This is a genomic window from Peptidiphaga gingivicola (assembly GCF_001652275.1).
GTDB classification, from domain to species: domain Bacteria; phylum Actinomycetota; class Actinomycetes; order Actinomycetales; family Actinomycetaceae; genus Peptidiphaga; species Peptidiphaga gingivicola.
Genome location: NZ_LVZK01000001.1, coordinates 182,435 through 207,435, shown reverse-complemented (window position 1 = coordinate 207,435; position 25,001 = coordinate 182,435). Strand labels below are relative to the sequence as shown.

The window sequence follows — 25,001 nt, the reverse complement described above, 5'->3', positions numbered from 1 at the left end:
CCGTTGAGGGAGCGGCTACGTCGACGACGTAGGCACCCCTTTTTCGCCTCGTCGAGGCGGAGTCCGTCCTTGTGAACTGACGAGTGAATACGGTACCGCGCCAGATTTTCACTATTCGGTTCAGACGGTCTAACGGAGATCGGCATTAGGGCGAAGGGGAGCTAGCGATGACGGACTCGCCCGCCGTCGTTCCCTGAGGAAGGACCGCCGTCGTGCCCTGAGGAGGGACCTGTCTGCCGGTCGTGCGCTTTCGGAGAGGTGCAGTCTGTCCTTGCGCCTTCGGGGCAGCCCGTCTGTTCTCGGATCTTGGGACGCGTCAGTGCCGAATCCTCGGCTTTGGAAGCCTCCGAAAACGGTTTGCCGCACAGCGCGAACTGTGCGGCAAACCGGGGGTGTTGTTGCGGCAGCGGGCCGTTGAGCTACTTGGCGGGTGCCTCCGCGAGGCTTGCGGCCTTTGCGAAAGCAGACGCTTCTTGCCCGAGGATCACATGCCAGACCCCCGGGACAACCTCGGCGGCGCCCGCAATGCCGGCGGAGTTGAGAACGTCGAGATCGACCAGCGAAGAATCGCGGACTTCGACGCGCAGGCGCGTCGAAGCGACGTTCTCGAGCTTCGCCACGTTGTCGCGGCCGCCGAGACCCGCGAAAAGGGCCTCGACACGACTTTGCTCGATCGCGTCCCCGGCGGGCGAGGCGCCGGCCGCCGCAGCTCCGGCGGATGCGGCGTCGGCCCCGGCAGGGCCCTCCACCGTCGCGGCGTCCGCATCGGCAGAAGCCTTAGCGTGCGCGGCGGCCTTGTCCTCAGGCGTGCGGTAATCGAGGAAAACGACCAGCAGCAAGGACGTGATGAAGGCCGCGAACACGGCGATCGCGTAGAGCGGGATGTTGTCGAAGGCGGGGATCGTCAACAGCGAAGTGAAGACGAAGGCCTTGATGTTCACGCCGCCGCCGATGCCGATGATCAACCCGCCCACAAGGCAGCCGGGCAGCATTCGCGAGTAGATCTTCTTGAACCGCAGATGGATGCCGTAAAGGGACGGCTCGGAGATGCCTCCGAGGAGGCCGGCGGCCAAAGCGCCGGTAGCCGTCTGACGCATCTGTGTGTCGCGGTCGCGGAAAGCGAGGAACAGAACGCCCGCCGTCGCACCGAAGCAGGCGAAGTTCCATGCGCCCATCGGGCCCTGGATGTAGTCGTGGCCCAGCGAGGCGATGTTGGCGAGCATGATCGCATTGATCGGCCAGTGCAGACCGACCGGCACCATGAACGGGTAGGCGAGAGGAACGATGATCGCGAAAATGAACGGCGAGAAGCTGTTGATCGCGCCGAGCGAGTTGCCGATCCAGCCGCCGACGTAGATTCCAGCGGGCCCAATGAGGAAGGCCGTCAGCGGGATCATGATGACGAAGGCCAAGAAAGGCACGAACACCAGCTGCACGTTCTCGGGAACGATCCTCTTGAGCAGCTTGTACAAAAGCCCCAGGACCACGGCCATAAACAGCGGCGGGAACACCTGCGAGCCGTAGCTCGGAACCGTCAGCGGCAAGCCGAAGACTTCCACGATAGGAATCTTGTTCCCTCCCGCGAGCTTGATGGTCTGCGTGGGATGCTCGCCCAAAGACGTGAAGCCCGGAAGCATGACGAAGGCCATGATCGCGAAGCCGACCCACGGATCGGCGCCCGCCTTCTTCGAGGCGTTGTACGCCACCATCAGGGGCAGGAAGGTGAACACCGACTGCCACATGAGGTTGACGAACGTCCACGAGGGCGAAAGGGTCACCTTCGGGTCGGACCAATTCCCGACAACCTTGAGCGTCGCCATGATCGACATGAAGGTGATGATGAGCGAAGCGCCGAGCAGCGCGCCGAGCACGGGGCGGAACGAATCCGACAGGAACTCGAAAAACGTGTCGAGCCACGCGGACTTGCCCCGGGGCCCGCCGGATCGGGCCGCGGCCTTGATTTCGGCGTCGGTCGGCTGGCGGTTGCCCTGCATCTCGGGCAGGGCGTTGATGGCGTTGTACACCGTCTGCACGGCGCCGCCGATGATGATCTGATAGCGTTCCCCGGACTGGGGGACGGAACCCATGACGCCGTCGATCGCATCGATCACGTTGCCGTCGACTTTCGAAGCGTCGACTAGCTGGAAACGCAGGCGAGTAGCGCAATGGGTGAGGCTGGAGATATTTTCAGGGCCGCCGACGGCGGCGACGATCTCGGAAGCGGTACTCATGGTTACCTCCTCATACCTCGTCGAGAGGGACGAGGGCGCGGACTTCTTCGGGGGTCGCGGACGTCAGCGCCGCATCGGCGAGCGACTTGCACTCTCTGTAAGAATACGCCCTGACTTTCGCTTTGATCGAAGGGATGGCCGGGATCGAGCAGCTCAGCTCGTCCACGCCCAAGCCTACGAGGATCGGAACCGCCTGCGGGTCTGAGGCGACGCCGCCGCACACCCCGATCCACTTGCCCTTCTCGTGCAGGGCCTCGGCCGCCTGGCCGATGAGAGCCAAAATCGAGGGGTCGCATGCGTCCACCTGCGCGGCGACTTTGGCGTTTCCCCGGTCCATGGCCAGGGTGTAGCTCGTCAGGTCGTTCGAGCCGACGCTGAAGAAGTCAAGGCCCTCCTCTGCGGCGAACTGCTTGGCCATCACGCCGACGGAAGGAACCTCCATCATGATGCCCAGACTCACCTTGCCCCGGTACCCGAGGTCCTCGGCCTCTTCGTCCCACATCGCCTTCGCGCGGCGCCAGTCGCTGATCGTAGCGACCATCGGGAACATGACGTGGAGCTTGGCCCCTTCATCCGCGGCCCGAAGGATCGCGCGGATCTGCGGGCGCAGAGTGTCGGGGCGGTCCAAGCCCACCCGCACTCCGCGCAGGCCGAGGAACGGGTTGTCCTCCTCTCCGAGGGGGAGGTACGCGAGCGGCTTGTCTCCGCCGACGTCGAGCGTGCGAATGACGAGCGGCTGACCGGGCGCCAAAGCGCGCGCGCAATCGGCGTAGATCGCGACCTGCTCGTCCTCGCTGGGGGCGTCGGCGCGTCCAAGGAAGATGAATTCGCTGCGCAGAAGGCCGACGCCTTCGGCGCCCTTCGTCTGAGACTCCTTTGCGTCGTCGACCCCGCCGATGTTGGCGACCACCTGGACCCGTCGTCCGTCGGAGGTGACTGCGGGCTCGTCCTTCTTCGCGTATTCGGCGGCCTTGCGGGCCTCGATGCGCTTCTGGCGCTTGCGAACCGCGGAAAGGTCGGCCTCGGAAAGATTCGTCCGCAGCTCGCCGGAGGTCCCGTCGAGAACCGCCCGAGTGCCGTCTTCAAGGTTGAGTACGGCGTCTTCAATTCCGGCGATCGCGGGAATGTCGAGCGAGCGCGCGATGATCGCGACGTGGGAGGAGGCGCCGCCGGTGACGGTCGCAAATCCGACGACCTTCGAACGGTCGAGCTGAGCAGTGTCCGAAGGCGTCAGCTCCTCGGCCACGAGGATCGTGTTTTCGGGAAGCTCCGGGCGTTCGAGCTTTTGCCCGGTGATCTCCTGGAGCACGCGGACGCCGGCGTCGCGCACGTCCGTGGCGCGCCCGGCAAGCACCTCGTTGCCCAGCGACTCGAGCTGGTCGGCGAACGTCGTGTAGGCGTTGCGCCAGGCGAAAGCGGCGCTTTTTCCTTCGTTTACTGCGACATTCGCCAGATGGAGAAGCTCCGGATCCTGCAGCAGCTCTTCGTGCGCGGAGAAGATGGCGGCGCGTTCCTCGTCGCCTTGCTTGCGCAAACCGTCGGCCAGCTCCCCCAAAGACCACAGCGCGCGGTTGAGCCCGTCGCGCAGGGTGCGCCGCTCGTCGGCCGGGTTGAGCCCCGCCTCGACGATGGCGAACTCCTGCGTGCGCAGCTGGACGAGCGCGCCAACGGCCAGGCCCGGCGAAGCGGGAATGCCCAGGTAGACGTCGGGGTCCTCCGAGCGGCGGGCCGGCGGCTCTTGCGCGGGGGCGGCTTGCGCGGGTGCGGCCTGTGCCGAGCCCGGCGAGCCCGCGGGCACGGGCTCTTCCCCGAGGCCGCCGTTGATCGCCTCAATGACTTCGGCGAGTGCGCGCTCGGCGTCGGGCCCTGTGGCGCTGACTTCGACCTCCTGGCCGTGGGCGAGGCCCAGGCCCATGATGGCGACGATCGATTTCGCGTTGGCGGTGTTTCCCTGGGAAGCCAGCTTAATGTCGCTCTCGAAGCTCTTGGCCAGGGCGACGAGGGTTGCGGCGGGCCGCGCGTGCAAGCCCGTCGGGTTGGGGATGACAACCGTGCCGACGAAGGCCTCGCCCCCGCCGCCGGCCGATGCGCGGGCCTTCGGTGCGGCGAGTTCGATGGTGGCGGCCAAGGACCGTCCGCCGACAACCATTCCGGTCTCGGGCCGGATCGAGGCAATCGCGTCCATATTGGCGACGACCACTTGGGTGAGAAGGCTTTTCGCCTCGCGGGCAACCCGGTCGACGTCGAAGGTTATGAGCTTGTCGCCGGCGGCGACCTTGTCGCCCCTGGCGACGTGGGGCGTGAACCCGCGTCCTTCCAGGCTGACGGTTTCAAGGCCGATGTGGATGAGGATCTCGATCCCCTCCGGCGTGCGTATCGTGAGGGCGTGATGGGCGTTTTGGAGATCGGCGATCTCTCCCGAAACCGGAGCGAAAACCGTGCCGTCGAAAGGGTCGATGGAGAATCCATCGCCGACCATCTTCTGGGCGAAGACGGGATCGGGAACGCTTTCGATCGGCACCATAACGCCGGTCAACGGGGCAAGGACTTGGACATGGGCCGTCTTTGGACTCATGGAGGAAGTCCCTCCTTTCAGGGCTCTGCCGCGAGGCTACTTGACGCGAAGTCTATGCGAATGCGAGCGATTTAACGAGGGTTTTCCACGAAATGTACGTGGTTCCACACTTGAGTATACGGAGTCCGACGAATTGGTGGGCAGAACGTATGCCATGATCGGGCTATGCGTTGGAATCCGCTCGTTCCCGAGTTGTCCGTCGGCGACATCTTCGTGAGTCTCGACTTTTACGTCAAAGGAGTCGGTTTCCGGATTCTCTTTTCCAGGGAGGATCCCTTGTTCGCATGCCTCGAACTCAACGGCGCCCAACTCATGCTCGAAGAAGACCATTCGGAGGCTTGGTTCGCCGGCCGCGTCCGTGCGCCGAGGGGGCGGGGGATGGGCCTCCAAATCGAAATTTCCGACGTCGGCGCCGCACGTTCGAGGCTGGCCGCACTGGGCGTCCGGCCGTTTCGGGATCTGCGGCAGATTTGGTATGAAACGGGTACCCAAGGCGCCGGTTTGGAAGGGCAGAAGGAGTTCGTCGTCCAAGACCCCGACGGATACCTGATTCGGCTGGTCGAGGTGCTTTAGGCGCCTGGCCAGCAACTATTCTGCCGGACGATCTTAAATCCGAGGGGCTCAACGCATTCCGCGGCGGCGTGGCCACAGAAGGACCTTGCCCGGCAAGCGCCAATCTCGCAGCCTCAGCGTGCCTGCGCGGCGGATCCAGGGCTGCGGAGGATCTTCATCAGCGGCACATTGACGAAAAGTCTGTCTCTGCCGACTCTTCTGTCGTCCAGCACGCCCGCGGCGACCAGCTCTTCCAGACGTTTGGTCGCCGTTGGGCGCGTGACGTTGCAGGCGTTTTCGACGTCGGCGATTCGGCAGTATGGCCGTTCGAGGAGCAGGTCCAGAAGGTCGGCGTTCGAACTTCCCCGATTCGAGCGCATTTGCTCGCGAATCGTGCGGCGAAGCCCTTGGATTCTGTCGATGGTTGCGAGCGTCTCCTCGGAGGTCGAATGCACGGCGCTCAGCATGAAGGAAAGCCACTCATGCCAGGCGCCGTCTCGCGTCACGGCCAGGAGGCGGTCGTAGTACTCGTTTTTGTTTTCGATGATGTAACGGGAAAGGTAGAGAACCGGTTCGCTCAAAAGCCTCCTTTCGATGAGCATGAGGATGTTGAGGATCCTTCCCGTGCGCCCGTTGCTGTCCGTGAAAGGGTGGATTGCCTCAAACTGGTAGTGTGCAACCGCCATTGCGACCAATGGGTCGAGTTTGTCTCCGATGTGGACGATCTTCTCCCAATCCCCGAGCTTGCGGGCGATGAGCTCTTTGCCTTCGGGGGGCGTGTACCGGGCTTCCAAGGTCGTGGGGTTTCCGATGAAAGTGCCGGGCAGGGACCTCGGCTCCATGTTGTAGCCGCTTATGTGGGAGCTTACTTCGAGGGCGATATTCGTGTTGAGGGGACGACGGCGAACCTCCTTGAGCCCAGCGAACAGAGCCTCCCGGTAGCGCAAAGTCTCCTTTACCGCTGGGTCCGGTGCGGCGCTCCTGAGGTTTTCGTCTCGGAAGAGGTCGTCGGTTGTGGTCACGATGTTTTCGATTTCCGAGCTTGCCTGCGCTTCGAGGAGCGAGAGAGGAGAGATGAGGATCTCTGGGTTGGGAATCTGTTTGACTGCCTGATCCAGTCCGGCGAGCGCCGCCCGCGCGTTCGCCGCCGCCCGAAGAATCGAGCGAGTCTCCAGTTCGTCGACGGGAGGGAACGGGAGTTCATTGTAGGGAAGATCGGGTTTCCACATGGAAAAATTCTAGACACGGAATTCTTGACGTGTAAAAGAATCGCCAAATTTTTTACACGTTTTTGGGATGTGTAAAAATTCTTTACATGTGCCAACAAGAACTCGGCACGCCCCGAAAGGCCGAGACGCGTGTTGGAAGTGCCAAAACGTGCCAAAAAAGCCGGGGCGTCGTAGGCGTCTCTAGTCCGTCGCTCGGCCGAGGATTGCCGGGGCGACGGATTTGAGCCCCTGCTTTAGAGGGACCAAGAATTCGCGCACTAGGAGTCGTGCGGTGCGAGAAGAACAAGGGTCTGCGCGCGTAGAAGCGCGAAAGTTCGTATGCGGGAAGCGCACGCGTAAGTTTGTACGCGTTGAAGCGCATGCGTAAGTTTGTACGTGTTGAAGCGCGTGAGATCGCACATGGGAGAAGCTAAAGGGAGGCGGGGAGGGACGTACGCATGTCCTGGATTCGAGGCAGTGGCTCCGACCGGCGTCGATCCGGTGACCTTTCGATTTTCAGTCGAACGCTCTACCAACTGAGCTACAGAGCCTGATAGACGAAAGCCCGGCCTCCCGGGCGATTGTCCGCGACCCCGACGGGACTTGAACCCGCGACCTCCGCCGTGACAGGGCGGCGCGCTAACCAACTGCGCTACGGGGCCAATGAAGATTCATTGACCTTCTCGCACCCCCAACCGGATTCGAACCGGTGTTAGCGCCGTGAAAGGGCGCCGTCCTAGGCCACTAGACGATAGGGGCGGACCGATTGTCTGTTTGTCCGTTCCTCACCGTTGCCGGCTGGTGGAACTCGATTAGCTTAGAGGAAAGGGGAGGGTCATTGCAAAACCGGATAAGCTGTGGCTTTGCTCACTGACCCAAGGCTCCCGGAGCGCATGTTGTTCCGAGGTGCGCTTGCGGCCCTCGAGGGGCCTGCGCAGCTGGAAGGCAAAGCCGCCGCTCGGCGTTTGCCGGGCCGATACTCCTGTGGCTGGGGCGACTGACCTGACGGTCAAGAGGCGCTGCAGGTGCGCCCAGGCGGCGGAGGATGCGTTCGGGCGGTTCGCGACGCCGCGAAGGCGCGGGTGTGAAATGGCGCGGGCGCCCGGCTTGCGACGCCGGGTACGCATGGTCCGTCAGGCTGCAATCGCATGGTCCGTCAGGCCGCAGGCGTGTGCTGCCCTGCGAGGCCGAAAGCGCACGCACCGCGAAACTCCGAACGCATAACCTTGGCCATATTCCGCGGGAATATGGCGTACTTTCAGACGGCATCGCTTAGCCTTGAGGGCATGGGAGTATTCTTGGCAAACGGTTACGAAGTTGTTTCCGCGGCGGCGTCGATGGGTTCTGCTACGACGTCGGCGCATTCGGCTGCGATCGCGCAGCCCCTCACGCTCGCACACGTCCCCGCGTTCGCGCCGGCAGCGGCTGTGCGCGCGGAGCCTCCGGCGAAGGAGACGGCGGGTTCTGTTGCGGTGGACGCGCTGACGATTCTGTTGGGCATAGGCACCGGATTTTTTGTGGGCATGCTGGTTTCGATCGGGATCCAGATGTTTATGCGCTTCATCTTGCGGCGCCACGTTTTTCTCAGGCAGGCTTCGCATCCTGTCGTCAGGCCCATGGGCGTCTCCTTCGCCGTCATCGGGGCGTGGATCGGATTCTCCGTCGCGCTGCCGATGGCCACGAACGGCGGGGACGTCGGCTGGAGCATGTGGGCCGACCACGCGTTCCTCATCGCAACGATCGCGGCTTTGACCTGGTTCGTCTCGTCGGTTGCGACGGGCGTGCAAGACCTCATCCTCAACCGCGTGAAGGCGAGCGGGCAGTCGCGTTACTGGAAGGTGCAGACGCAGGTCCGCGTACTCAACAGGGTGGTCGGAATCTCGATCTGGATCTTGGGCGCCGCCGCCATCCTCATGACCTTCCCGCTGGCAAGGGCGTTCGGCACCTCGGTCTTTGCCTCGGCAGGAGTCATCTCCGTGGTCGCCGGCCTTGCGGCGCAGTCGACCTTGGGCAACCTGTTCGCGGGCCTGCAACTGGCCTTCTCCGACTCGATCCGCATGGGCGACATCGTCATATGGAACAACGACCAGTACGCGAAGGTCGAGGACATCACCCTCAGCTACGTCGTCCTCAAAGTGTGGGACGGACGAAGGCTCATCGTGCCGTCCAAGGAACTGACCACCAAGACCTTCGAGAACTGGACGCGACGGGCGCCTGAAATGCTCGGATACGTCGACCTGCTGCTCGACTGGAGCGTTCCGATTCCAGCTCTGCGCGCCGAACTCGACAGGATCCTCAAGGAAACCACGCTGTGGGACGGCAACACCGGAATCATCCAGGTTCGCGCCGCCGAGAGCACGTCGATTCAAGTCTCGGCGCTTGTTTCCGCCGTGACGCCTTCGAACCTCATCGATCTCAAGTTCTTCGTGCGCGAGCGGCTCGTTCGCTGGATACAGGCGAACGCGCCCGACGCGGTCCCTCACGGGCGCAGCTTCGTCAACCCGCCCGATCCGCTGCTCGAGGAAATTCCTGCGGCGGACGCCCTTCTTCCCGCGGGCCGGCCCGACGCTCCGAACTCCGGCAGGCCCGACGTCGTCAGAGTATCCGACGGCAAAGACCAGAGCCGCCCGACGTTCCGTTCGGCCAGCCCCCAGGGCGGCCCGTCCGGTCCGCACGGCAAACGGCGCCACGGCGACCTCGGCCCGACGGGTACCAGGGTGTTCCCCGCGTCCCCGCCGGTGGTGCGCGTTCCTCTCGCCGACCGCGAACCGACCCCCCAGACGGCGCCCTCGCCGCTGACGGAAACCGGGTACGAAGCCTCGATCTTCACCGGATCCGCAGGGGCGGAGAAGCGCGGCAAGGACTTCGCCGGGCCCGGCGAAGACGCCATGCGCGAGCGGGAGGAAGCCGCCCGCAAGAAGGAAGGGACGCAGGGCCCCGCGGAAGGCGATGTCGACGGTGAAGGGGCGCAGGAAGGCGGCGAAGGCCCCGCCACGGAGATTCGCGCGGGTGCCAAGAGCGAGGCCGGCGCCAAAGCATAGGCGGCTGCAGTCAGGCGTTGTGGGGCGGCTTCTTCGCAGCGCCTCGCCCTTCGCGCATGAGCGCCGTAACGTGCGCCCGCGGCCGCTGGGGCGATGCTGGAACGAAGGAAGAAAACAACTTGGCCGCAACGCGAGTCCGGGGTCACTGGCGCGGCTAGGCCGCTGGCGCGCGGCTGCGCTCGGTGGCCAGCCGTGCCCATTCTGCTCAGAGTGAGAGCGATGGACACGTCACGCGACGAAAGTCAGCATAGTGGTATGACGAAACCTCTTGTGCCGCAAACGGACGAGGAATGGCGCGCAGTTCTCGCTCCCGCCGAGTATCACGTGCTGCGCGAGGCCGGAACGGAAGCTCCCTTCAGCGGCGAGCTTCTGGGCGAAGGGCGCGAAGGCGTCTACCGCTGCCGCGGGTGCGGGGCCGAGCTTTTCCGCTCCGAGACGAAGTTCGATTCGGGCTGCGGCTGGCCGAGCTTCTACGATCCTTCGTCGATGGATTCCGTGGTCACCGACGTCGACTACAAGCTGGGCTATCCCCGGACTGAGGTTCGCTGCGCCTCTTGCGACTCGCATCTCGGCCACGTGTTCCCGGATGCGCCGCAGACCCCGACAGGGCAGCGCTACTGCATGAACTCGGTCAGCCTGTCCTTCGAGCCCGCGGAGTGATCCCCATGCGCCTTGTGAGCTTCAACGTCCAGAGCGGGCGGGCCAACCAATCCTGGGGCGGCGCCGTACTGGGCGACGACGCCATGAACGACGCGGCGGTTCGCGAGGCAGCTGCGGAAATCGCGCAGCTCAAACCCGATGTGCTGGCTCTGCAAGAAGTCAGGGAGGATCGCGGCCGATCGATCCTCTCGGCGTTCGCCGAGAGCGCGGGAATGGAGCATCGGCGCTTCGCGGCGTGCCGCCGGGCGCCGAGTAACTTCATCGCTAGGATGTTTCGGCGCTCGCGGCGCGGATACGGGATCGCCTTCGCCACGACGTACCCCATCGATTACATCAGGGCTCTCAGGCTGCCTTCGTGGAGGAATCCGATGCGCAGGGCGTCCGACCGGCGCCTCGGCTGGCGTTTCCGCCTCGAGGAGCAGAGGATGGCGATAGTCGCCGTGCTCCTGACCCCGAAGCCCGTCGTCGTCGGCGCCACGCACTTGACCACGAAACAGCCGGACAATCGCAAGCAGCTGCGCCGCCTCGAAGACTTTATGGCGAGGGTCGCCCGACGCCGCGGCATCCCCGACGCTCCCCGAATCGTCCTCGGCGACCTCAACACGCGCCTCGAAGACATTCAGAAGCAGACCGAGTACGAGGTCCTCGCGCAGGCGCTGACCTATCCCGACGACGAGCCCAGCTCTCAGATCGACCACATCCTCGGGGTAGGCTTCCGGGCGGCGGGAGAAGCGACGACGCGGCGCCTGGCCGTTTCGGATCATCGCATGCTCGCCGTCGACGTCGATTGACCGGCTCTCGGGGCGTCGCGTCGATTGACGGCTCTAGGGTTTCCGGCGTCGTCCCCGCAATCGATCCGACGCCCCCGCCGACGAAATGTGAAGCTTGGCCTAGCAAAACGCGGGGACAAAAGTCCCCGACAATCGCCGGTTGTGAGGCAACGCACATGACGTGTTTTTAGCCGATTTTTCCGGGATTTGGTCGAATTCGGCGCGATCTGGGGGAAGGGGCGCTGTCCTGTATGTGAGACGGGTGGGGAAGTGGTCGGATGGCCGTTGATAGGCTGACGCCGCCGCACGATTGTCAGATCCATTACTCTCGCTGAGGAGTCGATCCTCCGACCGTGCAGAAGGCGTTCATTGTGGACACCTATGATGATGTCCCTCCGATTGCAACAGAGGAATCGATATGGAACCCGATACAGTCCTTGAGGTTGAGCGGATCTTCGAGGAGCCGCGCAACGTTTTGTTCAGGGCTTTCACCGAGCCGAAGGTGCTCGCGCAATGGTTCGCGCCCGACGGATGGCACGTTGTGCCCGAGTCGGTCGAGCTTGATCCGCGACTCGGTGGTCGCCTCCGTCATACGAAAGTCCGTGACGACGACCCCGCAAGGACGTGGGTTATCGACGGCATATACACCGAGGTCTTCTACCCCGATGTCCTTGTGAGCCAGCAGAGGATCACCGGAATTGAGGGGATCGATCCCTCCAGGCCCGTTGAGCTGCGGGTCGAGTTTTCGAGGCAGGGCCAGGGCAAGACCCTCCTGAGGGTCGTCCAGGGCCCCTATGAGTCCCAAGCCGCGGTCGACTACGCCAAGGTTTGGGAGTCCATTCTCGACAGGCTTCAGGCATACATCGACGGCACTGGCGCCGCCTCATAGAACGGAATTCCATGACGCAGAAAAATACCACGGTCATTCGGCACAAGCCGATGATGAGCATGAGGCAGATTCTCCTCATGAATCTCGGCTTCTTCGGCATTCAGTATTCCTTCGGAATGCAGCAGACCGCGATCAACCCGATCTACAAGATGCTGGGCGCCGACGAGTCGGAGCTGCCGATCCTCAATATGGCCGGCCCCATCACGGGCCTTCTCATTCAGCCGCTTATCGGCGCCATGTCGGACAGGACGTGGAGCGAGAAATGGGGGAGGCGAAAGCCGTTCTTCGTCGTCGGCGCCATCGGCTGCTCCGTATGCCTCTTCCTCTTCCCATTTGTCTCGGCCCTGTGGATGGCCGTCCTGCTTTTGTGGCTGCTGGACGCCTCGAACAACACCGCAATGGAGCCGTACCGCGCCTTCATCGCCGATAGGCTCCCGCCCAGTCAGACTGCCAAGGGCTTCCTCGCCCAGTCCTTCTTCGCGGGCCTGGGAATCACCCTCGCCAATGCCTCGATGTTCCTTTTCGAACATATATGGGACGGGGTGGCCGGCTCGGGCTTGCCTTACTACGTCTTCGGCGCCTTCATGCTGGGGTCGGTGTGCTCCATCGCCACCGTCCTTGTCTCCGTTTTGTCCACGGACGAGATTCCGCCGTCGCCGGAGGAACTTGCGCAGCTTCGCTTGAAGAAGGACCGCGAGCGTTTCGGTGCGCTCAAGGATATTGGCAACGCGATTGTCGAGATGCCGAAGGAGCTGCGCAAGCTGGGGCTCGTGTACCTGTTCCAGTGGTACGCGATGTTCGTCTACTGGCAGTTCATCTCTCTGTCCATCGCCAAATCGGTGTTCAACACAACCGATGCGCAGTCCCAGGCGTATAGGGAAGCGACTACGTGGACCGGTCTTGTGAACGGCTCGTACAACGTCGTCACCTTCATGGTGGCCTTCGGCCTCGTGTCTCTTGCGAAGAAGCACGGCGCCAAGTGGGTCCACACGGCGAGCCTCATATGCGCTCTCGTATCGCTTCTCATCCTTCCGCACGTCACCAACAAGTTCCTCGTTTTCTTGCCGATGATCGGCTTCGGCATCTCGTGGGCGTCGCTTTTGGGCGTGCCGTACATCATGGCGGTCCGCATGGTTCCCTCGAACAGGTACGGCGTGTACATGGGCATCCTCAATATGATGATCGTGCTGCCGCAGCTGTTGGAGACCGTGACCTTCGGATTCGTCTATGACACCTTCTTGGGCAAGGATCCGACGAACGCGATCACCTTCACGGGCGTTCTCATGGGCTTGGCAGCGATCGCCATGACGTGGATCAACGAGCCCCCGACCATCCGAGACATGGACGACGTTTCCGCCCCGCCGAAGGTGGCCGGAGACTTCAAGGAAAGCAAGTGAGCGAAATGACCGAAAACATGCCGAAGTACAGCCGAATCCTTGTGGGAACCGACGGCAGTCCGCTGGCCGGGCCGACCGTTCGGCGGGCCGTCTCCATCGCGGCCTCCAATGAGGCCGACGTCGTGATCGTCTGCGCCTACACGGCCATCAGCGACCGCGATGCGGCGTCGGCTCCCGAGATAGCGGCCACGAAGTACGCGACCATGGGCCAGGTGCCCGGCGTGGCCGCGGCGACCGACGCTCTGGAGCGGGCCGTCGACGTCGCCGAAGGGACGGGAGTCCGCGTCGCCGCCGCGCTCTTAGTCGACGGCGAACCGGCCGAGGCCCTCCTCGAGGCGGCTAAGCAGTACCGAGTCGATGCGCTTGTTCTCGGCGCCATTCGTGATACGTCGATCGTCGGGCGGCTGCTGGGCAACGTGGCCTCCGACGTCGTCCGGCGGGCTCACAGGGACGTGCTCATCGTCCGCCCGCCCGAAGAAGGAGACGAGGAGGCTGCGGCAGAAGCGGCCGGGAAGCCGGCTGCGGAAGCCGCCGGGGAGGTCTGACATGCCTCTCGACGCGGAAACGGAGCGCGACTTCAATCTACGATGGAAGCGCTACGCGCCGCAGATCCGCACCGCTTTGGCCAAGGTGTATCCGGGGCGGGAGACGGAGGTCGAGACCAGGCTGGCCAAGATCATAAAGGACGCGATGGCGGAGCGCCCGGCTGAGCTCCGGGAGCTGGACGAGGAGCGCATCCTGCGCCCCGACTGGCTGCAACAGCCTGAGATGATCGGCTACGTCGCCTACGCGGACCGGTTCGCGGGGAGCCTTCGAGGCATTGCGGAGCACGTCGACTACCTCAAAGGGCTGGGGGTGACTTACCTCCACGTCATGCCGTTCCTCAAGCCCCGGGAAGGCGCGAACGACGGCGGGTACGCGGTCCAGGACTACCGCCAAGTCAGACCCGATCTGGGGACGATGGACGACCTGGAAGCCCTCACGGCCACCCTGAGGGAGAACGGGATCTCCCTCGAGATGGACCTCGTTCTCAACCACGTCGCCAAGGAACACGAATGGGCGGAAAAGGCCAGGGAGGGGGATCCGAAGTATCGGGACTACTTCCTCCTGTTCCCCGATCGGAAGATGCCCGACGAGTTCGAGAAGACGCTCCCGGAGATCTTCCCGGATTTTGCCCCCGGCAACTTCACCTGGAACGACGCGGCGAACGCGTGGGTGTGGACCACCTTCAACGAGTACCAGTGGGACCTCAACTGGGCCAACCCCGAGGTGCTCTACGAGTTCGTCGAGCTCATCTGCTGGCTGGCGAACAAGGGGGTGGACGTCTTCCGCCTGGACGCGATCGCGTTCATCTGGAAGAGGCTCGGAACCAACTGTCAAAATCAGCCGGAAGTCCACGATGTGACGCAGGTGCTTCGAGGGTGCCTGCGTGTGGCCGCCCCGGCCGTGGCGTTCAAGGCCGAGGCCATCGTCGCGCCCGAGGATCTCATGCCCTACCTCGGCGTGCGTCAGCACCACGGTTTGGTCTCGGACATGGCTTATCACAATGAGCTCATGGTCCAGCTGTGGAACTCGATTGCCACGGGCGGGGCGGAGATGGCCCAGGTGGCCCTCTCCGAGATGCCGAACAAGCCGACGACGGCGACGTGGGCCACCTACGTCAGGTGCCACGACGACATCGGGTGGGCGATCTCCGACCACGACGCCGAGATGGTCGGCGTGACGGGATTCGGCCACCGTGCCTACCTCTCGGACTTCTATTCCGGGCGATATCCGGGATCCTTCTCCCGGGGGCTGGTGTTCCAAGAAAACCCGGTGACGGGCGATCGCCGTATCTCGGGTTCGTGCGCGAGCCTGGCCGGGCTGGAGAAAGCCGTCGAGGAGAACGACGCCGAGGCGATCGACCTGGCAGTCAAACGGATCGCGCTGATGTACGCCGCGGTGTGCGGATACGGCGGCGTCCCTCTGCTGTATATGGGCGACGAACTGGGCCTGTTCAACGACATGTCCTACGTCGATGACCCAGCGCACGCCGAAGACAACAGGTGGGCGCACCGGCCGTTCATGGATTGGGATCTCGCCAAGCGAGTGGAAACCGACGTCGAGAGCCCGGCGGGGCGCGTCAACGCCGCGTTGCGCCACATCTTGGCTGTGCGTGCGGCCACCACTCAGCTGCACGCCTCGGTTCCCTCGATCCCGGTGGAAAGCCCGGAGCATCGCCTCCTGGTCCTCGAAAGGGACCACCCCTTGGGGACGATGGTTCAGGTCTACAACTTCACAGGCGAGACTGTGGCGCTGCGCCACGACGTCCTCGCCCGGCGGCTGGGCTTCGACGCCCGAGAGCTCCTGGGCGGGTATTCCTGGGATCTGCGGCTTCCGCGCATTGATTTTGCGCCGTACCAGGCCGCTTGGTTCGTCTCGGCGGAGATCGCGGATCTGTAGGCCGGTTCTCCGCCGGCGGGCGAAGGTTGCTGAAATGCGGCGGGCCAACGCGGCAGGCGAACGCCGCCGAGGTGCAGAGGCGCGGCAGGAATGCGGCCTGATGCGGGAGCGCCCCGGCCTCCAAATGGCGTCGGTGTGACGCGATAGCCTGGTGTCGTGGTGGACTCAACCACCGAACAAGAATAAACTAGAACTATTCAAGTTTGAGAAGCGGGCGCGACCCCTGCGCTCGCGGAAAGAGGAGCGAATATGACTAACCAGCAGCTTTCTCCCGTCGTCGAGAAGGCGCTTCAGCAGGCCCTCGTCGATTTGACCGACCTCAGCCTGCTGGGCAAGCAGGCGCACTGGAACATCAAGGGCTCGCGTTTTCGCGCGCTGCACTTGCAGCTTGACGAGATCGTCGACGAAGTCCGTGTGGCTTCCGACGACGTCGCCGAGCGCCTTGCCGCCCTCGGCGGAGTTCCCGACGCCCGCGCCGCGACCGTCGCCGCCGCCTCGGGCCTCAAGCAGTTCGACGCCAGCTATCTCAGCGTGGACGAGGTCTACTCGCAGTTCGAGGAACTGCTCATGACGGTTTCCGACCGAATCAAGGCCACTTTGGACCCGGTCGACGACGTCGACCACCTGAGCAACGATATGCTCATCGGCATCGCCACGGGGCTGGAGAAGCAGGCCTGGATGCTGAGGTCGGCCGCCGCCAACGGCTGAACTGCCGTGGGGCGGACCGGCTGACGCGCTGCGATCGGCGAGGCAGTTCCGCGACGGCGCAAAGTCCGCTAGGACGCAGAGACCGGGGCGCACAATCGCACTGTTTGCGCTCTTTCGTTCGGCGAGGCGTCGGTTCTCGCCGGAGGATCCGCAAGGCCGGGGGCACCTCGCCCCCGGCCTTTCAATGCGTGCGTTTAACGTGCGTTTCGGTTTGTGCGCGCACTCGTTTAACGTGATCGCGCCTCAACGCCGGTCAGTGAGCTTTTGCCGTGAATTCTTCGCGGGTGGCATACGAGGTTTGGGTTCCCAGCCTCGTCACGGAGTCGGCCGCGTAACGGCACGCGGCGTTCAGGGCCGATTCGACGTCGCCGGGGGCCTCCAGATCGCGGTCGAAGATTGCCGAACCCCCGCTGAGATCGTCGCCGGTGACGAGGCAGTGGCTGAAGCAGCCGATGAAAGCGTCGCCGGCGCCCGTGGTGTCGACGGCGGCGACGGGGGCGGCGGGAATGCGTTTCGTCTGCGATTTGTTAATCCACAGGGCTCCGCGCGAGCCCAGCGTGACCACGATGTTGCGGATTCCGGCGTCGAGCAGGCTGCGCGCCGCCTCCTCCGCCTGTTCGGGGTTTTCCACCGGCATGCCGGTCAGCAGCGCCAGCTCCGACTCGTTCGGCATGAAGTAGTCGCACCCCTTGATGCGGTCGAGGTCCAGCTCGGGATGCGCTGGGGCGGGGTTGAGGAGAACCGGTATCCCCCGGGCGTTGCCGAATTCGATCGCCGCGTAGACCGTTTCGAGCGGAATTTCGAGCTGGAGCACGATGAGCTTGGTTTTGGCGAGATCCTCGGCGGCGTCGGCGACGTCCTCGGGCGAAAGGAGGCCGTTGGCACCCTTGACGATGAGGATCGAGTTGCGCCCTTCGGGGTCCACGAAGATCGGCGCGACGCCGGAGGACGCTTCGGTTCTCAGCACGTGCGCGGTGTCCACGCCGTTTGCGGCGAAGTTCGCGACGGTGTTCTCCGCGAACACGTCGTTGCCGACTCTGGTGAGCATGAGCACGCGCGAACCGAGCCGTGCGGCCGCGATCGCCTGGTTTGCGCCTTTCCCTCCGCATCCCATCTGGAACTTCGGCGCTTCGAGGGTCTCGCCCTCGCGAGGCATTCGGTTGATGTAGGTGATGAGATCGACGTTGTTCGAGCCGATGACCGCGATGTCCATGTTTCTCCTGTCGTTTAGACGCTGCAGCGCTTGAGTGCGTTTAGGCGCGACGGCGCTAGTGTGCCGGCGGCCTGCCGCGTCGCTTGCATTGGGGAATCGCCGCAGACCCGATAGCCGTCGCGCAGCTGCGATCTCGGACGCGGCCTCTCTGGAGGAGCGCCGTCGTCGCCGCTTTCGACAAAAGTCTAGCCGAACGGGTCTTAGAGAAGCTTCCCAACCCGAAGGTCAGTAGTAGCGCCATTGCCGCATGTCGGACTCGTAGGCGTCGATGATCCGCGGTTCGAGCAGAGTCGAAACTTCGGTGTGCGGTACTTTCGGCGGCTGCGTGCGGATCATGAAGGCAAGCAGTTCCTTGTTCTGATAGGACGTGCCCGGAGCCAGCGGCTGCTTGAGGAGCGCGCTCGGATTCTTCGTCGAGAGGACGAATCCCCATTCGCCGAAAGAGGGGATGTTGTGCGAGAAGGGGAAGACGGCGTATCCGGATTGGCCCGCGCGGACCGTGTTGGCCACGATGTGGAATGCGTGCGGGCTGAAGAAGGACGACGTCGCCTGGGTGACCATGACCCCCTTTGGACTCAGCCTTTCGGAGACGTTTCGGTAAAACTGCTTCGAGTAAAGCTTGGCCATCCGCTCGTTCGAGGGGTCGACGAGGTCGATGAGAATGGCGTCGTACGTGCCTTTCGCGTCGTCGACGAAGCGAAAGGCGTCGGCGTTGACCACCTTGACGCGCGGATCGCTCAGCGACCCTTTGTTGACTTCCTTGAGCAGACGATTGTTTCTCGCAAGGTCCGTCACTTTCGCGTCGATGTCGACGACGGTCACCCGCCTGACGCCGGGGTATTTGAGAAGCTCGCGAGCCAAAAGCCCGTCGCCCCCGCCGAGCACGAGGACGTTGCGCGGGTCCTTGACGGATGTCAGGGCGCTGGCTGCCAAGGTCTCGTGGTAGCGGACCTCGTCGAGGCTGGAAAACTGCAGCTGGCGATTGAGGTAGAGGCGCAGGTCCTCGCCGTATTTCGTGACAACGATCTTCTGGTAGGGAGACTGTTCGTAAACGAGGACGGGGTCGCGGTAGGCCTCGGCGTCGATCGCCTTCTCGAAGTAGCTTGCGCCGGCGAACATCCCCAGAAGCGCGACGGCGACGGCGATGCTCGAGGCGAGAAGCCTCTTTGAGCTCTTCAGCCTGAAAAGGATGGCGACGGCGACGGCGATGTTGAGGGCGGCCACGAGGTAAGCGCTGCGCATGAGCCCCAGCTGGGGAAGCAAAAGCAGGGGAAAGACGAGCGAAGCCACAAGAGCTCCGAAGTAGTCGATGGCCAGCACCTTGCTCAGCAGTTCAACCGACGACTTTCGGCCGAAGGCGGCGAACATCTTCACCAACAGGGGGATTTCCAGGCCGATGAGGACGCCGATCACCAGGCTTATGGCGGAAAAGGCGACCCAGTGCAGCTTGGTGAACGTGAAAGCCAGGTGGAGGATGAGGACCGAATTTCCGCCGATGAAACCCAGGGCGATCTCGTTGACCGCGAAACTGGTGGAGGGCCGCCAGTGGATGTATTTGACCAGCAGCGAGCCGATGCCCATCCCGAAGAGGGTGATGCCCGTCGCGAGGCTGAAGCTGGTGATCGAGTCGCCGATGAGGTACGACGCCGTCGTCCCGAGGATCAGCTCGTATACCAAACCGCCTATGGCGACGAGCAACGCGGCCGCGAAGAGGGTGGTGTTCTCCGCGCGGGACGTCTTCGAGTTGGGCATCAGCTGCTGATCGTCCCCGCGATGATGATCGCAGTGGCTATGGCCAGCCCCGCGATCGCCACTCCCATTCCCACGTTGTCGTCCTTGACGAGCTCCTTGCGAATGTCGAGTTTGAACAGCAAATTGGTGACGACCGCGAAGAGAATGAGCAGCGCGAAGCCGAGAACGGCGTAGAGGATCGTGCTCAGTATCGAGGCCCAGCCGAATCCGAAGGTATCGACGTCGTGCACCACGGCGTCTGCGAGGATCGTGGATGAGAACATGGTTTTCCTTTCGTGTGCGATAGGCTGCGGGTGCGTAAAAGAGGCTGCAGACGGATGTTAAGGATCGGGTGTGAAAAGAGGCCGGCGAATTATTTCCCTATGCCGCCTCCGCCCCCGCCGTAGACGCTGCGCGGGCGGTATCCGCCGCCGTCGTTGCCGTACCTGGGCCTGTAGACAGGGCGGTATCCGCCGCCGTTGCTGTACCTTGGCCTGTAGACAGGACGATGATAGGGATAGTAGCCGCCGTCTGGGTCGTAGGTGTTCTCGGTGCCGGTCTCAGGGTTGTCGTAAGTGCCTTCAGTTTCGTCCTCGGTCGCCTTCGATGCGATGAAGCTGACGATGACGACGACGGCTATGACCGCGAGGATCATAGCGACGACGCCAAGCATGCCGGGGTACTTGCCCGAGCGCGGAAGGAGCCTCTTGCCGAAAAGGAGAGTTTGGCTCTCCTCGCTCAGGATGGTTTTCGTGTAGCAGGCAAGCTCGGCGCCGTTGTACGTTTCAATGTTCAGTTGCCTCATGACGCCGTCGTCGTCGTGGTATCTGAGCACCGCGTAAGCGATCTTGTCACCCGCGTGGGCGTCGTAGCGCGTCGTCCCTTCCGAAGCGGTGATTTCGCCGACGGCCGCCTCTTCGACCTTCGCCCGAACGCTGGAACCGTCGGGGAGAGTGATGCGAATCCGCTCGCCGACGGTGAGCGTCTCGGGATTGGGGAGCTCCTCGGGCATGCCGATGGGCTCGTAAAGGGAGACCTCGCGATTGTAGTGGTCGCATTCGAGCCAGACGTTGCCCTTGTTGAAAGAGATCAGTTCCCACTCTTCCCAGTCGTAGTAGCGATTGTCCTCGCGATCCCACGTTCTCAGACTCAGGTTTCCTCTTACCGTGTAAGTGCCCTGTGAACCAGTCAGTTTCTCATTGAGGCTCAGCCGCACTCTTTTCTTCGACATTAGACATCCACCGTTTTCCTAGTGACTTTCATTGCGTGAAACGCCGTCCGAATCGCTTCTTCTATTCGTTCGACGTTCTGCTCGTCCACAGGTTTGCATGTGGTGAGGGTGATGTAGCCGCCGCCCTCTTCCGGCCATGTGTGCATGGCAACGTGGGATTCGGACAGGAGCAGCGCGGCGCTTATGCCTTGAGGGGAGAACAGATGGGTGACCGAGTCGACGACGTGAAGACCAGCCTGCCTGGCTATCGATCTGAGCGTGTTTTCCACCGTTGCGCGCGCGTTGAGCAGATCGTGGGACGCCCCGTGAACTTTGAAAACCAGGGACTGGTACGTGAACATGCTGGCAATTCTACTTAACAAACCATGGCGAAGGAATCCTCGTCCGGCGGTCGGACTGGGGCGAGGGATCCAAAGGCGGTTCGAAAAGCGGGGAGCGAAAAACGGAGACTCGAAAAGCGAGGGGCGAAAGGCGAGGGGCGAAGAACGAGGGGCGAAAAGCGAGGGCACGCAAACCGGCAGACGCAAGCCCGCGAATGAAAGGGGCGGGGCCGATCGGCCCCGCCCCGCGAGTAGGCCCGGTGGGACTCGAACCCACAACAAACGGATTAAAAGTCCGCGGCTCTACCATTGAGCTACAGGCCCGCGAGTAGTCTACAGCCTGAGGCGGCCGACGTCGAACCCGTCAAGCCGCCAACCCGCGGGCGTGCCGGCGGTCAAGCCTTGCGAAGCGTGATCGTCCAAATGGCTTTGTCGATCTGCCGGAAGTCGGTCACCGCGTGCCCCGCAGCGGACGCCCACGCGGGTATCGAATCCGTCGCCTGGGTGCAGTCGAAGTCGATCTGCAGTTCGTCGCCCGAGCGGAGCCCGCCGATGGCGCGCTTGGCCTCTACGAGCGGGAACGGGCACACCTGACCGATCGTATCGAGCACGTACTTCTTCGAATCTCCTTCCTCGCGCTCTTCCCCGCTGCGACCTTCGCCGCTTTGGCTGGCCGTTGCGGGGACTGCCGCGGGGCGCCTGCTCTTGATCTTGATGAAGTTCATTTTCTTCCTTTCGCTAATGATGGAGTGTCTGATGTGACGGACATTTTCGATGGGGCGCAGCGCCGGCTGCGACGGCGCGTCGATCGTGATCCGGCGTCGCCCTTCAGATGCGCACTTTGGGGCGCTGCCTAGCGGGTGGGGACCGGCGCGACCTCCCTCGCGACGGCGTCGGCCCTCAGATGGGATTGCACGAATGCCTTGGCGCCCGCGCCGACGCCGAGGAAGGTGAAGAGGAACGCGAGCCAGCCTTGCCATGAGAACAGCGCCGACTGGACCAGCGAGTTGCCGATCGTGCAGCCGCCGGCGATCGAGGCGCCGATCCCCATGAAGATTCCGCCCCACACGGCTCTGACGGCGGTTCTCGCGTCGGGCGCCCTCAGCCGGAATTCGCCCGAGCCCTTTGCCGCGATGAATGAGCCGGGAATGATGCCGAGGACGAACCACACGCCCCAGTCCGCGAAGGACGAATCGCCGGTCGCAAGGAAGGAAACGACGTTTGCCGACGGCGTCGTGATTCCGAGCCCGGCGTTGCGCCCCGTCGCCGCCGAAAGCGGGTAGGCGACCGCTGCGAGCACGCCCACTGCGAGCGCAGTCGCATTGGGATTCCATCTCTTCTCGAAGAGCACGTGGGCGATTCCCGTCTTTCGCGGAGGCAGAGCGGCGATAGGCGCCTGCGCGTTCTGAGTCTGGCGAACGACGAGCCAACCGACGAGCAGAGCGAGCGCCGCCGTGGGGACCCATGGGGAAACGTGGAAAGTCTCGTGGATCGTGGTGGCCTCTTGCGTGGCGCCTTTGAGGGTGTCGGTGACTCCCTTCCCGACGCCGCGCTTCATGGCCGCCGACGTGAAAGCGTACAAACCCAGCGCAATCCATGAGCCGATGAGGCCTTCGCCGCTTCGGTAGTACGTTCCCGTCGCGCAGCCGCCCGCGAGCACGATGCCGAGCCCGAAAACGAACGAGCCGCTTGTGACCGCCCAGATCGCGAGCTGGTCCGGCTTCGGGGCGATCCACCCGAAGGACGTTATGAGCTGGACGAGCACCGCTTGGACGGCGATGGCGACGAGGAACGCGGTGAGCCATCTGGTGGACTTGCTCAGCCACACGTCGCGGAAGGCGCCCGTGACGCAAAAACGGCCGCGTTGGAAGACGAAGCCCAGGACGATGCCGAGGGCAAAACCGGTCAATAACATGGTGTTCCTTTTTGTTGCGATTGAAATTGCTGTGTTTGAAACGCCTGCGGATGCGGGCGCGAAAGTGCCAAGATGCATGCGAGCGGTTTCAAATCTCGGCGGGCTGCTTTGGCTCTCGGTGAGCGGCTCCGGATCTCGATGGGCGGTTCCAGATTTCGAGGGGCGGTCTCGGATTTCGTCGAAGGATCTCGGATTCCAATGGAATGCCTTTGAGATCAGCGAGGAGCCTCAAGTGTCAATGAGGGTCTCAAATTTCAATCAGGGGTCCCAGAATCGACTAGAGGTGCCAGATCGAAATGACTGTGCCGAATCTCAATGATTGGTGTCGGATCTCAACGAGCAGCGCCGAATCTCAACGAATGGTGCCGACGGTCTCTGCGGGAAGCTTCCGGCGTTGCTGCATCGCATACGAATGCTGTTGAGGCAAAGCGCGCAGCAGCAGACCAAGGCCGGAGTCAACGCGGCGAGCCGGATCCGACGAGCCGGATCCAAACGGCCTAAATCAACACATTCGCGAACGCATCGAACAGCACATGGCGTGCGCGGAATGGTTCGTCGCGTACGTGCGGTGCATGTGGAGGAAAGTCATGTTGAATCCCCGTGTTCGATGGAATGTACCCGATGAACTTACCACGCAGCGGCCCGATGCGGAAGGGCCGGTCGCATGCCGTCGCTGTCGGGGAACGCAAATGTCGACCGATCAAGCGGCGAAGGGAGTTCCCTTTGAGATGCAATTTACGTCACAATAGAGGTGTCACCTTGAAGGAGGAAATCGATGAACAAACAGCCGCGACGTCCTGCTCAATTGGAAGACGCTCAGATAGAAGCGATCGAGGGCGACGCCGACGTCGCCTACAACTCCGAGCTTGCGCATACCTCGGCGCAGGCGCTCATGCCCATGGGGACGCATTTCCGAGAGAGAGATCGGGCCCTCGTCGCCCGCGTCCTCGACTTGGTGGACGAGGAAGGCGTCGACGTGGTCGCCGAAACCTGGGTCCGCTCGCCCGAAAACAGCCTGCCGGGGATCCTCTGGCGCGGTTACCTTCTGCGCGAGTGGATTCGCCGGGACAAGGACGACGTCGCCAGGCGCTACGAGATTGCGAAAGCCGCCGCCGCGGAGGGCGCCGAGGCGGACCTGCCCAAGCCGGGCGCTTTGCGTCAAGAATGGGACCTTGTTCTTGCGGGCTCCTACGAGGGCGATTTCGCCGTGTTGCTTGACCGTTCGGCCCGCTTCGCCGCGACTCTCGGCGGTGTTGAGTCCGTTTGGATAGCGGAGGACTCCGACCCTCTCGCCACCGAGGTGACGAGGCGGCGCGACGCCTTCGCCTCCACGGCCCGGGAGTTCGAGGCCGCCGCCGGCCTGGTCCGGGAGGGGCGCTTGGAGTAGCCGTCTGGCGGATGCGTGTTTGCCTAGGCAGTGCGCGGTGCGCCGGCCGAAACGGCGGGCTGCCAGAAAACGACGATCTGTCCGAGCGGCCTGCCGCGGCAAGCCGCTCGAAGCGGCGGGTTGTTCGAAATGGCACGCCGCTGGATGCGCTGGGCTGTTCTAAAACGGCGGTCCGGCCGAAACGGCCGTCTGTCCGAAGCGACGGTCTGTCCGAAAGGTTGCACTGACTGGGTACGAAGATTGCGCCGCCCGGGTGCAAAGATTGTGCTGCTCGGGTGTGCGTCGAAATGCTGACCGCAATGTGCGCCGTACTGGGCGTGCGGGGCGCGGTGAACCTGGGCTTGCAAATCGGCTGCCATGCTTCGGTCCCGCGGGAGTTGGCCGGTGGAGTGCTGACATTGTCGGGCGGGCGTATGCTTCCTAGGCGCGGTTGCCTGCGGCGGCTTCCGTAGGGTGCGGAAGATGATCCCGATTCATTGTTGATATCGTCAAAACATCTCGGAAAGAATGGTTTAATTTTGATTCTTGTCGATCGACGTTGGATGTATGTTTCATGTGAACTTTAAGAATTGTATCGCTGGTGGACGCTTTTATCTCTGTTTGCGTATGTTTGGCATGGTGGGCGTGGTCATGTTTGGTTGGTCGCGAGGGTGTGAGTTTTGGGTCGGCCATGACGGCGTTTTCTGTGGGGTTACGCGCTCGAAATGTCATTGTGGCATACATGCGCGAAG

General features: G+C 63.2%; 20 protein-coding genes and 4 tRNA genes. 10 read left to right on the top strand and 14 right to left on the bottom strand.

Features of this window, described 5'->3' with window-relative positions; translation table 11 throughout:
* Positions 1-419: 419 nt before the first annotated feature.
* Together A4H34_RS00865 and ptsP are read right to left on the bottom strand one after the other, a co-directional pair.
* On the bottom strand, positions 420-2,231 hold the full coding sequence (locus tag A4H34_RS00865; protein ID WP_064230753.1) for a PTS transporter subunit EIIB: 1,812 nt from the start codon (positions 2,229-2,231) through the stop codon (positions 420-422).
* A 10-nt stretch (positions 2,232-2,241) separates the two neighbouring features.
* Positions 2,242-4,806 carry a phosphoenolpyruvate--protein phosphotransferase gene (gene ptsP, locus A4H34_RS00860; protein ID WP_009198385.1) on the bottom strand — a complete coding sequence of 855 codons (2,565 nt, stop codon included), beginning with the start codon at positions 4,804-4,806 and terminating at the stop codon, positions 2,242-2,244.
* A 165-nt stretch (positions 4,807-4,971) separates the two neighbouring features.
* Here ptsP and A4H34_RS00855 point away from each other — a divergent pair, with 165 nt between their 5' ends.
* Positions 4,972-5,379 (top strand): VOC family protein, encoded by a 408-nt coding sequence (locus A4H34_RS00855; protein ID WP_064230752.1) that lies wholly within the window; start codon positions 4,972-4,974, stop codon positions 5,377-5,379.
* 113 nt (positions 5,380-5,492) lie between these two features.
* Here A4H34_RS00855 and A4H34_RS00850 read toward each other — a convergent pair whose 3' ends face one another.
* The 4 genes from A4H34_RS00850 to A4H34_RS00835 all read right to left on the bottom strand — a co-directional run bounded on the left by A4H34_RS00850 (position 5,493) and on the right by A4H34_RS00835 (position 7,325).
* Positions 5,493-6,587, bottom strand: a complete 1,095-nt coding sequence (locus A4H34_RS00850; protein WP_064230751.1) for a Fic family protein — start codon at positions 6,585-6,587, stop codon at positions 5,493-5,495.
* A 457-nt stretch (positions 6,588-7,044) separates the two neighbouring features.
* A tRNA-Phe gene (locus A4H34_RS00845) sits at positions 7,045-7,117 on the bottom strand.
* Positions 7,118-7,154: 37 nt separating this feature from the next.
* A tRNA-Asp gene (locus tag A4H34_RS00840) sits at positions 7,155-7,228 on the bottom strand.
* A gap of 24 nt (positions 7,229-7,252) precedes the next feature.
* Positions 7,253-7,325, bottom strand: a tRNA-Glu gene (locus A4H34_RS00835).
* Between the two features lie 527 nt (positions 7,326-7,852).
* Here A4H34_RS00835 and A4H34_RS00830 point away from each other — a divergent pair.
* The 8 genes from A4H34_RS00830 (at position 7,853) to A4H34_RS00795 (ending at position 16,473) form a co-directional block, all read left to right on the top strand.
* Entirely contained in the window at positions 7,853-9,607 is a 1,755-nt protein-coding gene (locus A4H34_RS00830) for a mechanosensitive ion channel domain-containing protein (RefSeq protein ID WP_197480377.1), read from the top strand.
* A 255-nt stretch (positions 9,608-9,862) separates the two neighbouring features.
* On the top strand, positions 9,863-10,267 hold the full coding sequence (gene msrB, locus A4H34_RS00825; protein WP_009198389.1) for a peptide-methionine (R)-S-oxide reductase MsrB: 405 nt from the start codon (positions 9,863-9,865) through the stop codon (positions 10,265-10,267).
* 5 nt (positions 10,268-10,272) lie between these two features.
* Positions 10,273-11,058 carry an endonuclease/exonuclease/phosphatase family protein gene (locus A4H34_RS00820; protein WP_064230749.1) on the top strand — a complete coding sequence of 262 codons (786 nt, stop codon included), beginning with the start codon at positions 10,273-10,275 and terminating at the stop codon, positions 11,056-11,058.
* A 397-nt stretch (positions 11,059-11,455) separates the two neighbouring features.
* Complete coding sequence (locus A4H34_RS00815) at positions 11,456-11,926, top strand: SRPBCC family protein (protein ID WP_064230748.1); 471 nt, start codon at positions 11,456-11,458, stop codon at positions 11,924-11,926.
* 11 nt (positions 11,927-11,937) lie between these two features.
* Entirely contained in the window at positions 11,938-13,323 is a 1,386-nt protein-coding gene (locus tag A4H34_RS00810; protein WP_064230747.1) for an MFS transporter, read from the top strand.
* Positions 13,324-13,328: 5 nt separating this feature from the next.
* Positions 13,329-13,868, top strand: coding sequence for a universal stress protein (locus A4H34_RS00805; protein ID WP_009198394.1), 540 nt, complete (start codon positions 13,329-13,331; stop codon positions 13,866-13,868).
* A gap of 1 nt (position 13,869) precedes the next feature.
* The gene (locus A4H34_RS00800) at positions 13,870-15,765 is read left to right on the top strand and encodes an alpha-amylase family protein (protein WP_009198395.1); all 1,896 of its coding nucleotides are present in this window, start codon (positions 13,870-13,872) and stop codon (positions 15,763-15,765) included.
* Between the two features lie 249 nt (positions 15,766-16,014).
* A complete protein-coding gene (locus A4H34_RS00795) occupies positions 16,015-16,473 on the top strand; it encodes a Dps family protein (protein WP_009198396.1) in 459 nt (152 codons plus the stop codon).
* 253 nt (positions 16,474-16,726) lie between these two features.
* On the opposite strand, the gene rbsK is transcribed toward A4H34_RS00795, so the two are convergent.
* The 8 genes from rbsK to A4H34_RS00755 all read right to left on the bottom strand — a co-directional run bounded on the left by rbsK (position 16,727) and on the right by A4H34_RS00755 (position 22,883).
* Positions 16,727-17,686, bottom strand: coding sequence for a ribokinase (gene rbsK, locus A4H34_RS00790; protein WP_064230746.1), 960 nt, complete (start codon positions 17,684-17,686; stop codon positions 16,727-16,729).
* A gap of 225 nt (positions 17,687-17,911) precedes the next feature.
* The gene (locus A4H34_RS00785) at positions 17,912-19,438 is read right to left on the bottom strand and encodes a polyamine aminopropyltransferase (protein WP_064230745.1); all 1,527 of its coding nucleotides are present in this window, start codon (positions 19,436-19,438) and stop codon (positions 17,912-17,914) included.
* Positions 19,438-19,701 (bottom strand): DUF350 domain-containing protein, encoded by a 264-nt coding sequence (locus A4H34_RS00780; protein ID WP_009198400.1) that lies wholly within the window; start codon positions 19,699-19,701, stop codon positions 19,438-19,440. The genes A4H34_RS00785 and A4H34_RS00780 overlap by 1 nt, the downstream gene beginning before the upstream one ends.
* 89 nt (positions 19,702-19,790) lie before the next feature.
* Positions 19,791-20,648 carry a hypothetical protein gene (locus tag A4H34_RS00775; RefSeq protein WP_064230744.1) on the bottom strand — a complete coding sequence of 286 codons (858 nt, stop codon included), beginning with the start codon at positions 20,646-20,648 and terminating at the stop codon, positions 19,791-19,793.
* The gene (locus tag A4H34_RS00770; RefSeq protein ID WP_009198402.1) at positions 20,648-20,989 is read right to left on the bottom strand and encodes an S-adenosylmethionine decarboxylase family protein; all 342 of its coding nucleotides are present in this window, start codon (positions 20,987-20,989) and stop codon (positions 20,648-20,650) included. Before A4H34_RS00770 ends, A4H34_RS00775 begins: the two co-directional genes overlap by 1 nt.
* 231 nt (positions 20,990-21,220) lie before the next feature.
* Positions 21,221-21,292, bottom strand: a tRNA-Lys gene (locus tag A4H34_RS00765).
* Between the two features lie 71 nt (positions 21,293-21,363).
* Entirely contained in the window at positions 21,364-21,693 is a 330-nt protein-coding gene (locus A4H34_RS00760) for a sulfurtransferase TusA family protein (protein WP_231870905.1), read from the bottom strand.
* Between the two features lie 128 nt (positions 21,694-21,821).
* Positions 21,822-22,883, bottom strand: coding sequence for a YeeE/YedE family protein (locus A4H34_RS00755; protein WP_064230743.1), 1,062 nt, complete (start codon positions 22,881-22,883; stop codon positions 21,822-21,824).
* A gap of 775 nt (positions 22,884-23,658) precedes the next feature.
* Between A4H34_RS00755 and A4H34_RS00750 the strand changes: the two genes are divergently transcribed.
* Complete coding sequence (locus A4H34_RS00750) at positions 23,659-24,270, top strand: hypothetical protein (RefSeq protein WP_064230742.1); 612 nt, start codon at positions 23,659-23,661, stop codon at positions 24,268-24,270.
* The last annotated feature ends 731 nt before the right edge of the window (positions 24,271-25,001 follow it).

What these genes read in the sequence shown, in the direction of transcription:
- A4H34_RS00815 (WP_064230748.1), top strand. Translation starts at nt 11,456, where the DNA reads ATGGAACCCGATACAGTCCTTGAGGTTGAGCGGATCTTCGAGGAGCCG.
- A4H34_RS00750 (WP_064230742.1), top strand. Translation starts at nt 23,659, where the DNA reads ATGAACAAACAGCCGCGACGTCCTGCTCAATTGGAAGACGCTCAGATA.
- msrB (WP_009198389.1), top strand. Translation starts at nt 9,863, where the DNA reads ATGACGAAACCTCTTGTGCCGCAAACGGACGAGGAATGGCGCGCAGTT.
- ptsP (WP_009198385.1), bottom strand. Translation starts at nt 4,806, where the DNA reads ATGAGTCCAAAGACGGCCCATGTCCAAGTCCTTGCCCCGTTGACCGGC.
- A4H34_RS00760 (WP_231870905.1), bottom strand. Translation starts at nt 21,693, where the DNA reads ATGAACTTCATCAAGATCAAGAGCAGGCGCCCCGCGGCAGTCCCCGCA.
- A4H34_RS00755 (WP_064230743.1), bottom strand. Translation starts at nt 22,883, where the DNA reads ATGTTATTGACCGGTTTTGCCCTCGGCATCGTCCTGGGCTTCGTCTTC.
- A4H34_RS00785 (WP_064230745.1), bottom strand. Translation starts at nt 19,438, where the DNA reads ATGCCCAACTCGAAGACGTCCCGCGCGGAGAACACCACCCTCTTCGCG.
- A4H34_RS00795 (WP_009198396.1), top strand. Translation starts at nt 16,015, where the DNA reads ATGACTAACCAGCAGCTTTCTCCCGTCGTCGAGAAGGCGCTTCAGCAG.
- A4H34_RS00810 (WP_064230747.1), top strand. Translation starts at nt 11,938, where the DNA reads ATGACGCAGAAAAATACCACGGTCATTCGGCACAAGCCGATGATGAGC.
- rbsK (WP_064230746.1), bottom strand. Translation starts at nt 17,686, where the DNA reads ATGGACATCGCGGTCATCGGCTCGAACAACGTCGATCTCATCACCTAC.
- A4H34_RS00780 (WP_009198400.1), bottom strand. Translation starts at nt 19,701, where the DNA reads ATGTTCTCATCCACGATCCTCGCAGACGCCGTGGTGCACGACGTCGAT.
- A4H34_RS00865 (WP_064230753.1), bottom strand. Translation starts at nt 2,231, where the DNA reads ATGAGTACCGCTTCCGAGATCGTCGCCGCCGTCGGCGGCCCTGAAAAT.
- A4H34_RS00830 (WP_197480377.1), top strand. Translation starts at nt 7,853, where the DNA reads ATGGGAGTATTCTTGGCAAACGGTTACGAAGTTGTTTCCGCGGCGGCG.
- A4H34_RS00775 (WP_064230744.1), bottom strand. Translation starts at nt 20,648, where the DNA reads ATGTCGAAGAAAAGAGTGCGGCTGAGCCTCAATGAGAAACTGACTGGT.
- A4H34_RS00855 (WP_064230752.1), top strand. Translation starts at nt 4,972, where the DNA reads ATGCGTTGGAATCCGCTCGTTCCCGAGTTGTCCGTCGGCGACATCTTC.
- A4H34_RS00850 (WP_064230751.1), bottom strand. Translation starts at nt 6,587, where the DNA reads ATGTGGAAACCCGATCTTCCCTACAATGAACTCCCGTTCCCTCCCGTC.
- A4H34_RS00820 (WP_064230749.1), top strand. Translation starts at nt 10,273, where the DNA reads ATGCGCCTTGTGAGCTTCAACGTCCAGAGCGGGCGGGCCAACCAATCC.
- A4H34_RS00800 (WP_009198395.1), top strand. Translation starts at nt 13,870, where the DNA reads ATGCCTCTCGACGCGGAAACGGAGCGCGACTTCAATCTACGATGGAAG.
- A4H34_RS00770 (WP_009198402.1), bottom strand. Translation starts at nt 20,989, where the DNA reads ATGTTCACGTACCAGTCCCTGGTTTTCAAAGTTCACGGGGCGTCCCAC.
- A4H34_RS00805 (WP_009198394.1), top strand. Translation starts at nt 13,329, where the DNA reads ATGACCGAAAACATGCCGAAGTACAGCCGAATCCTTGTGGGAACCGAC.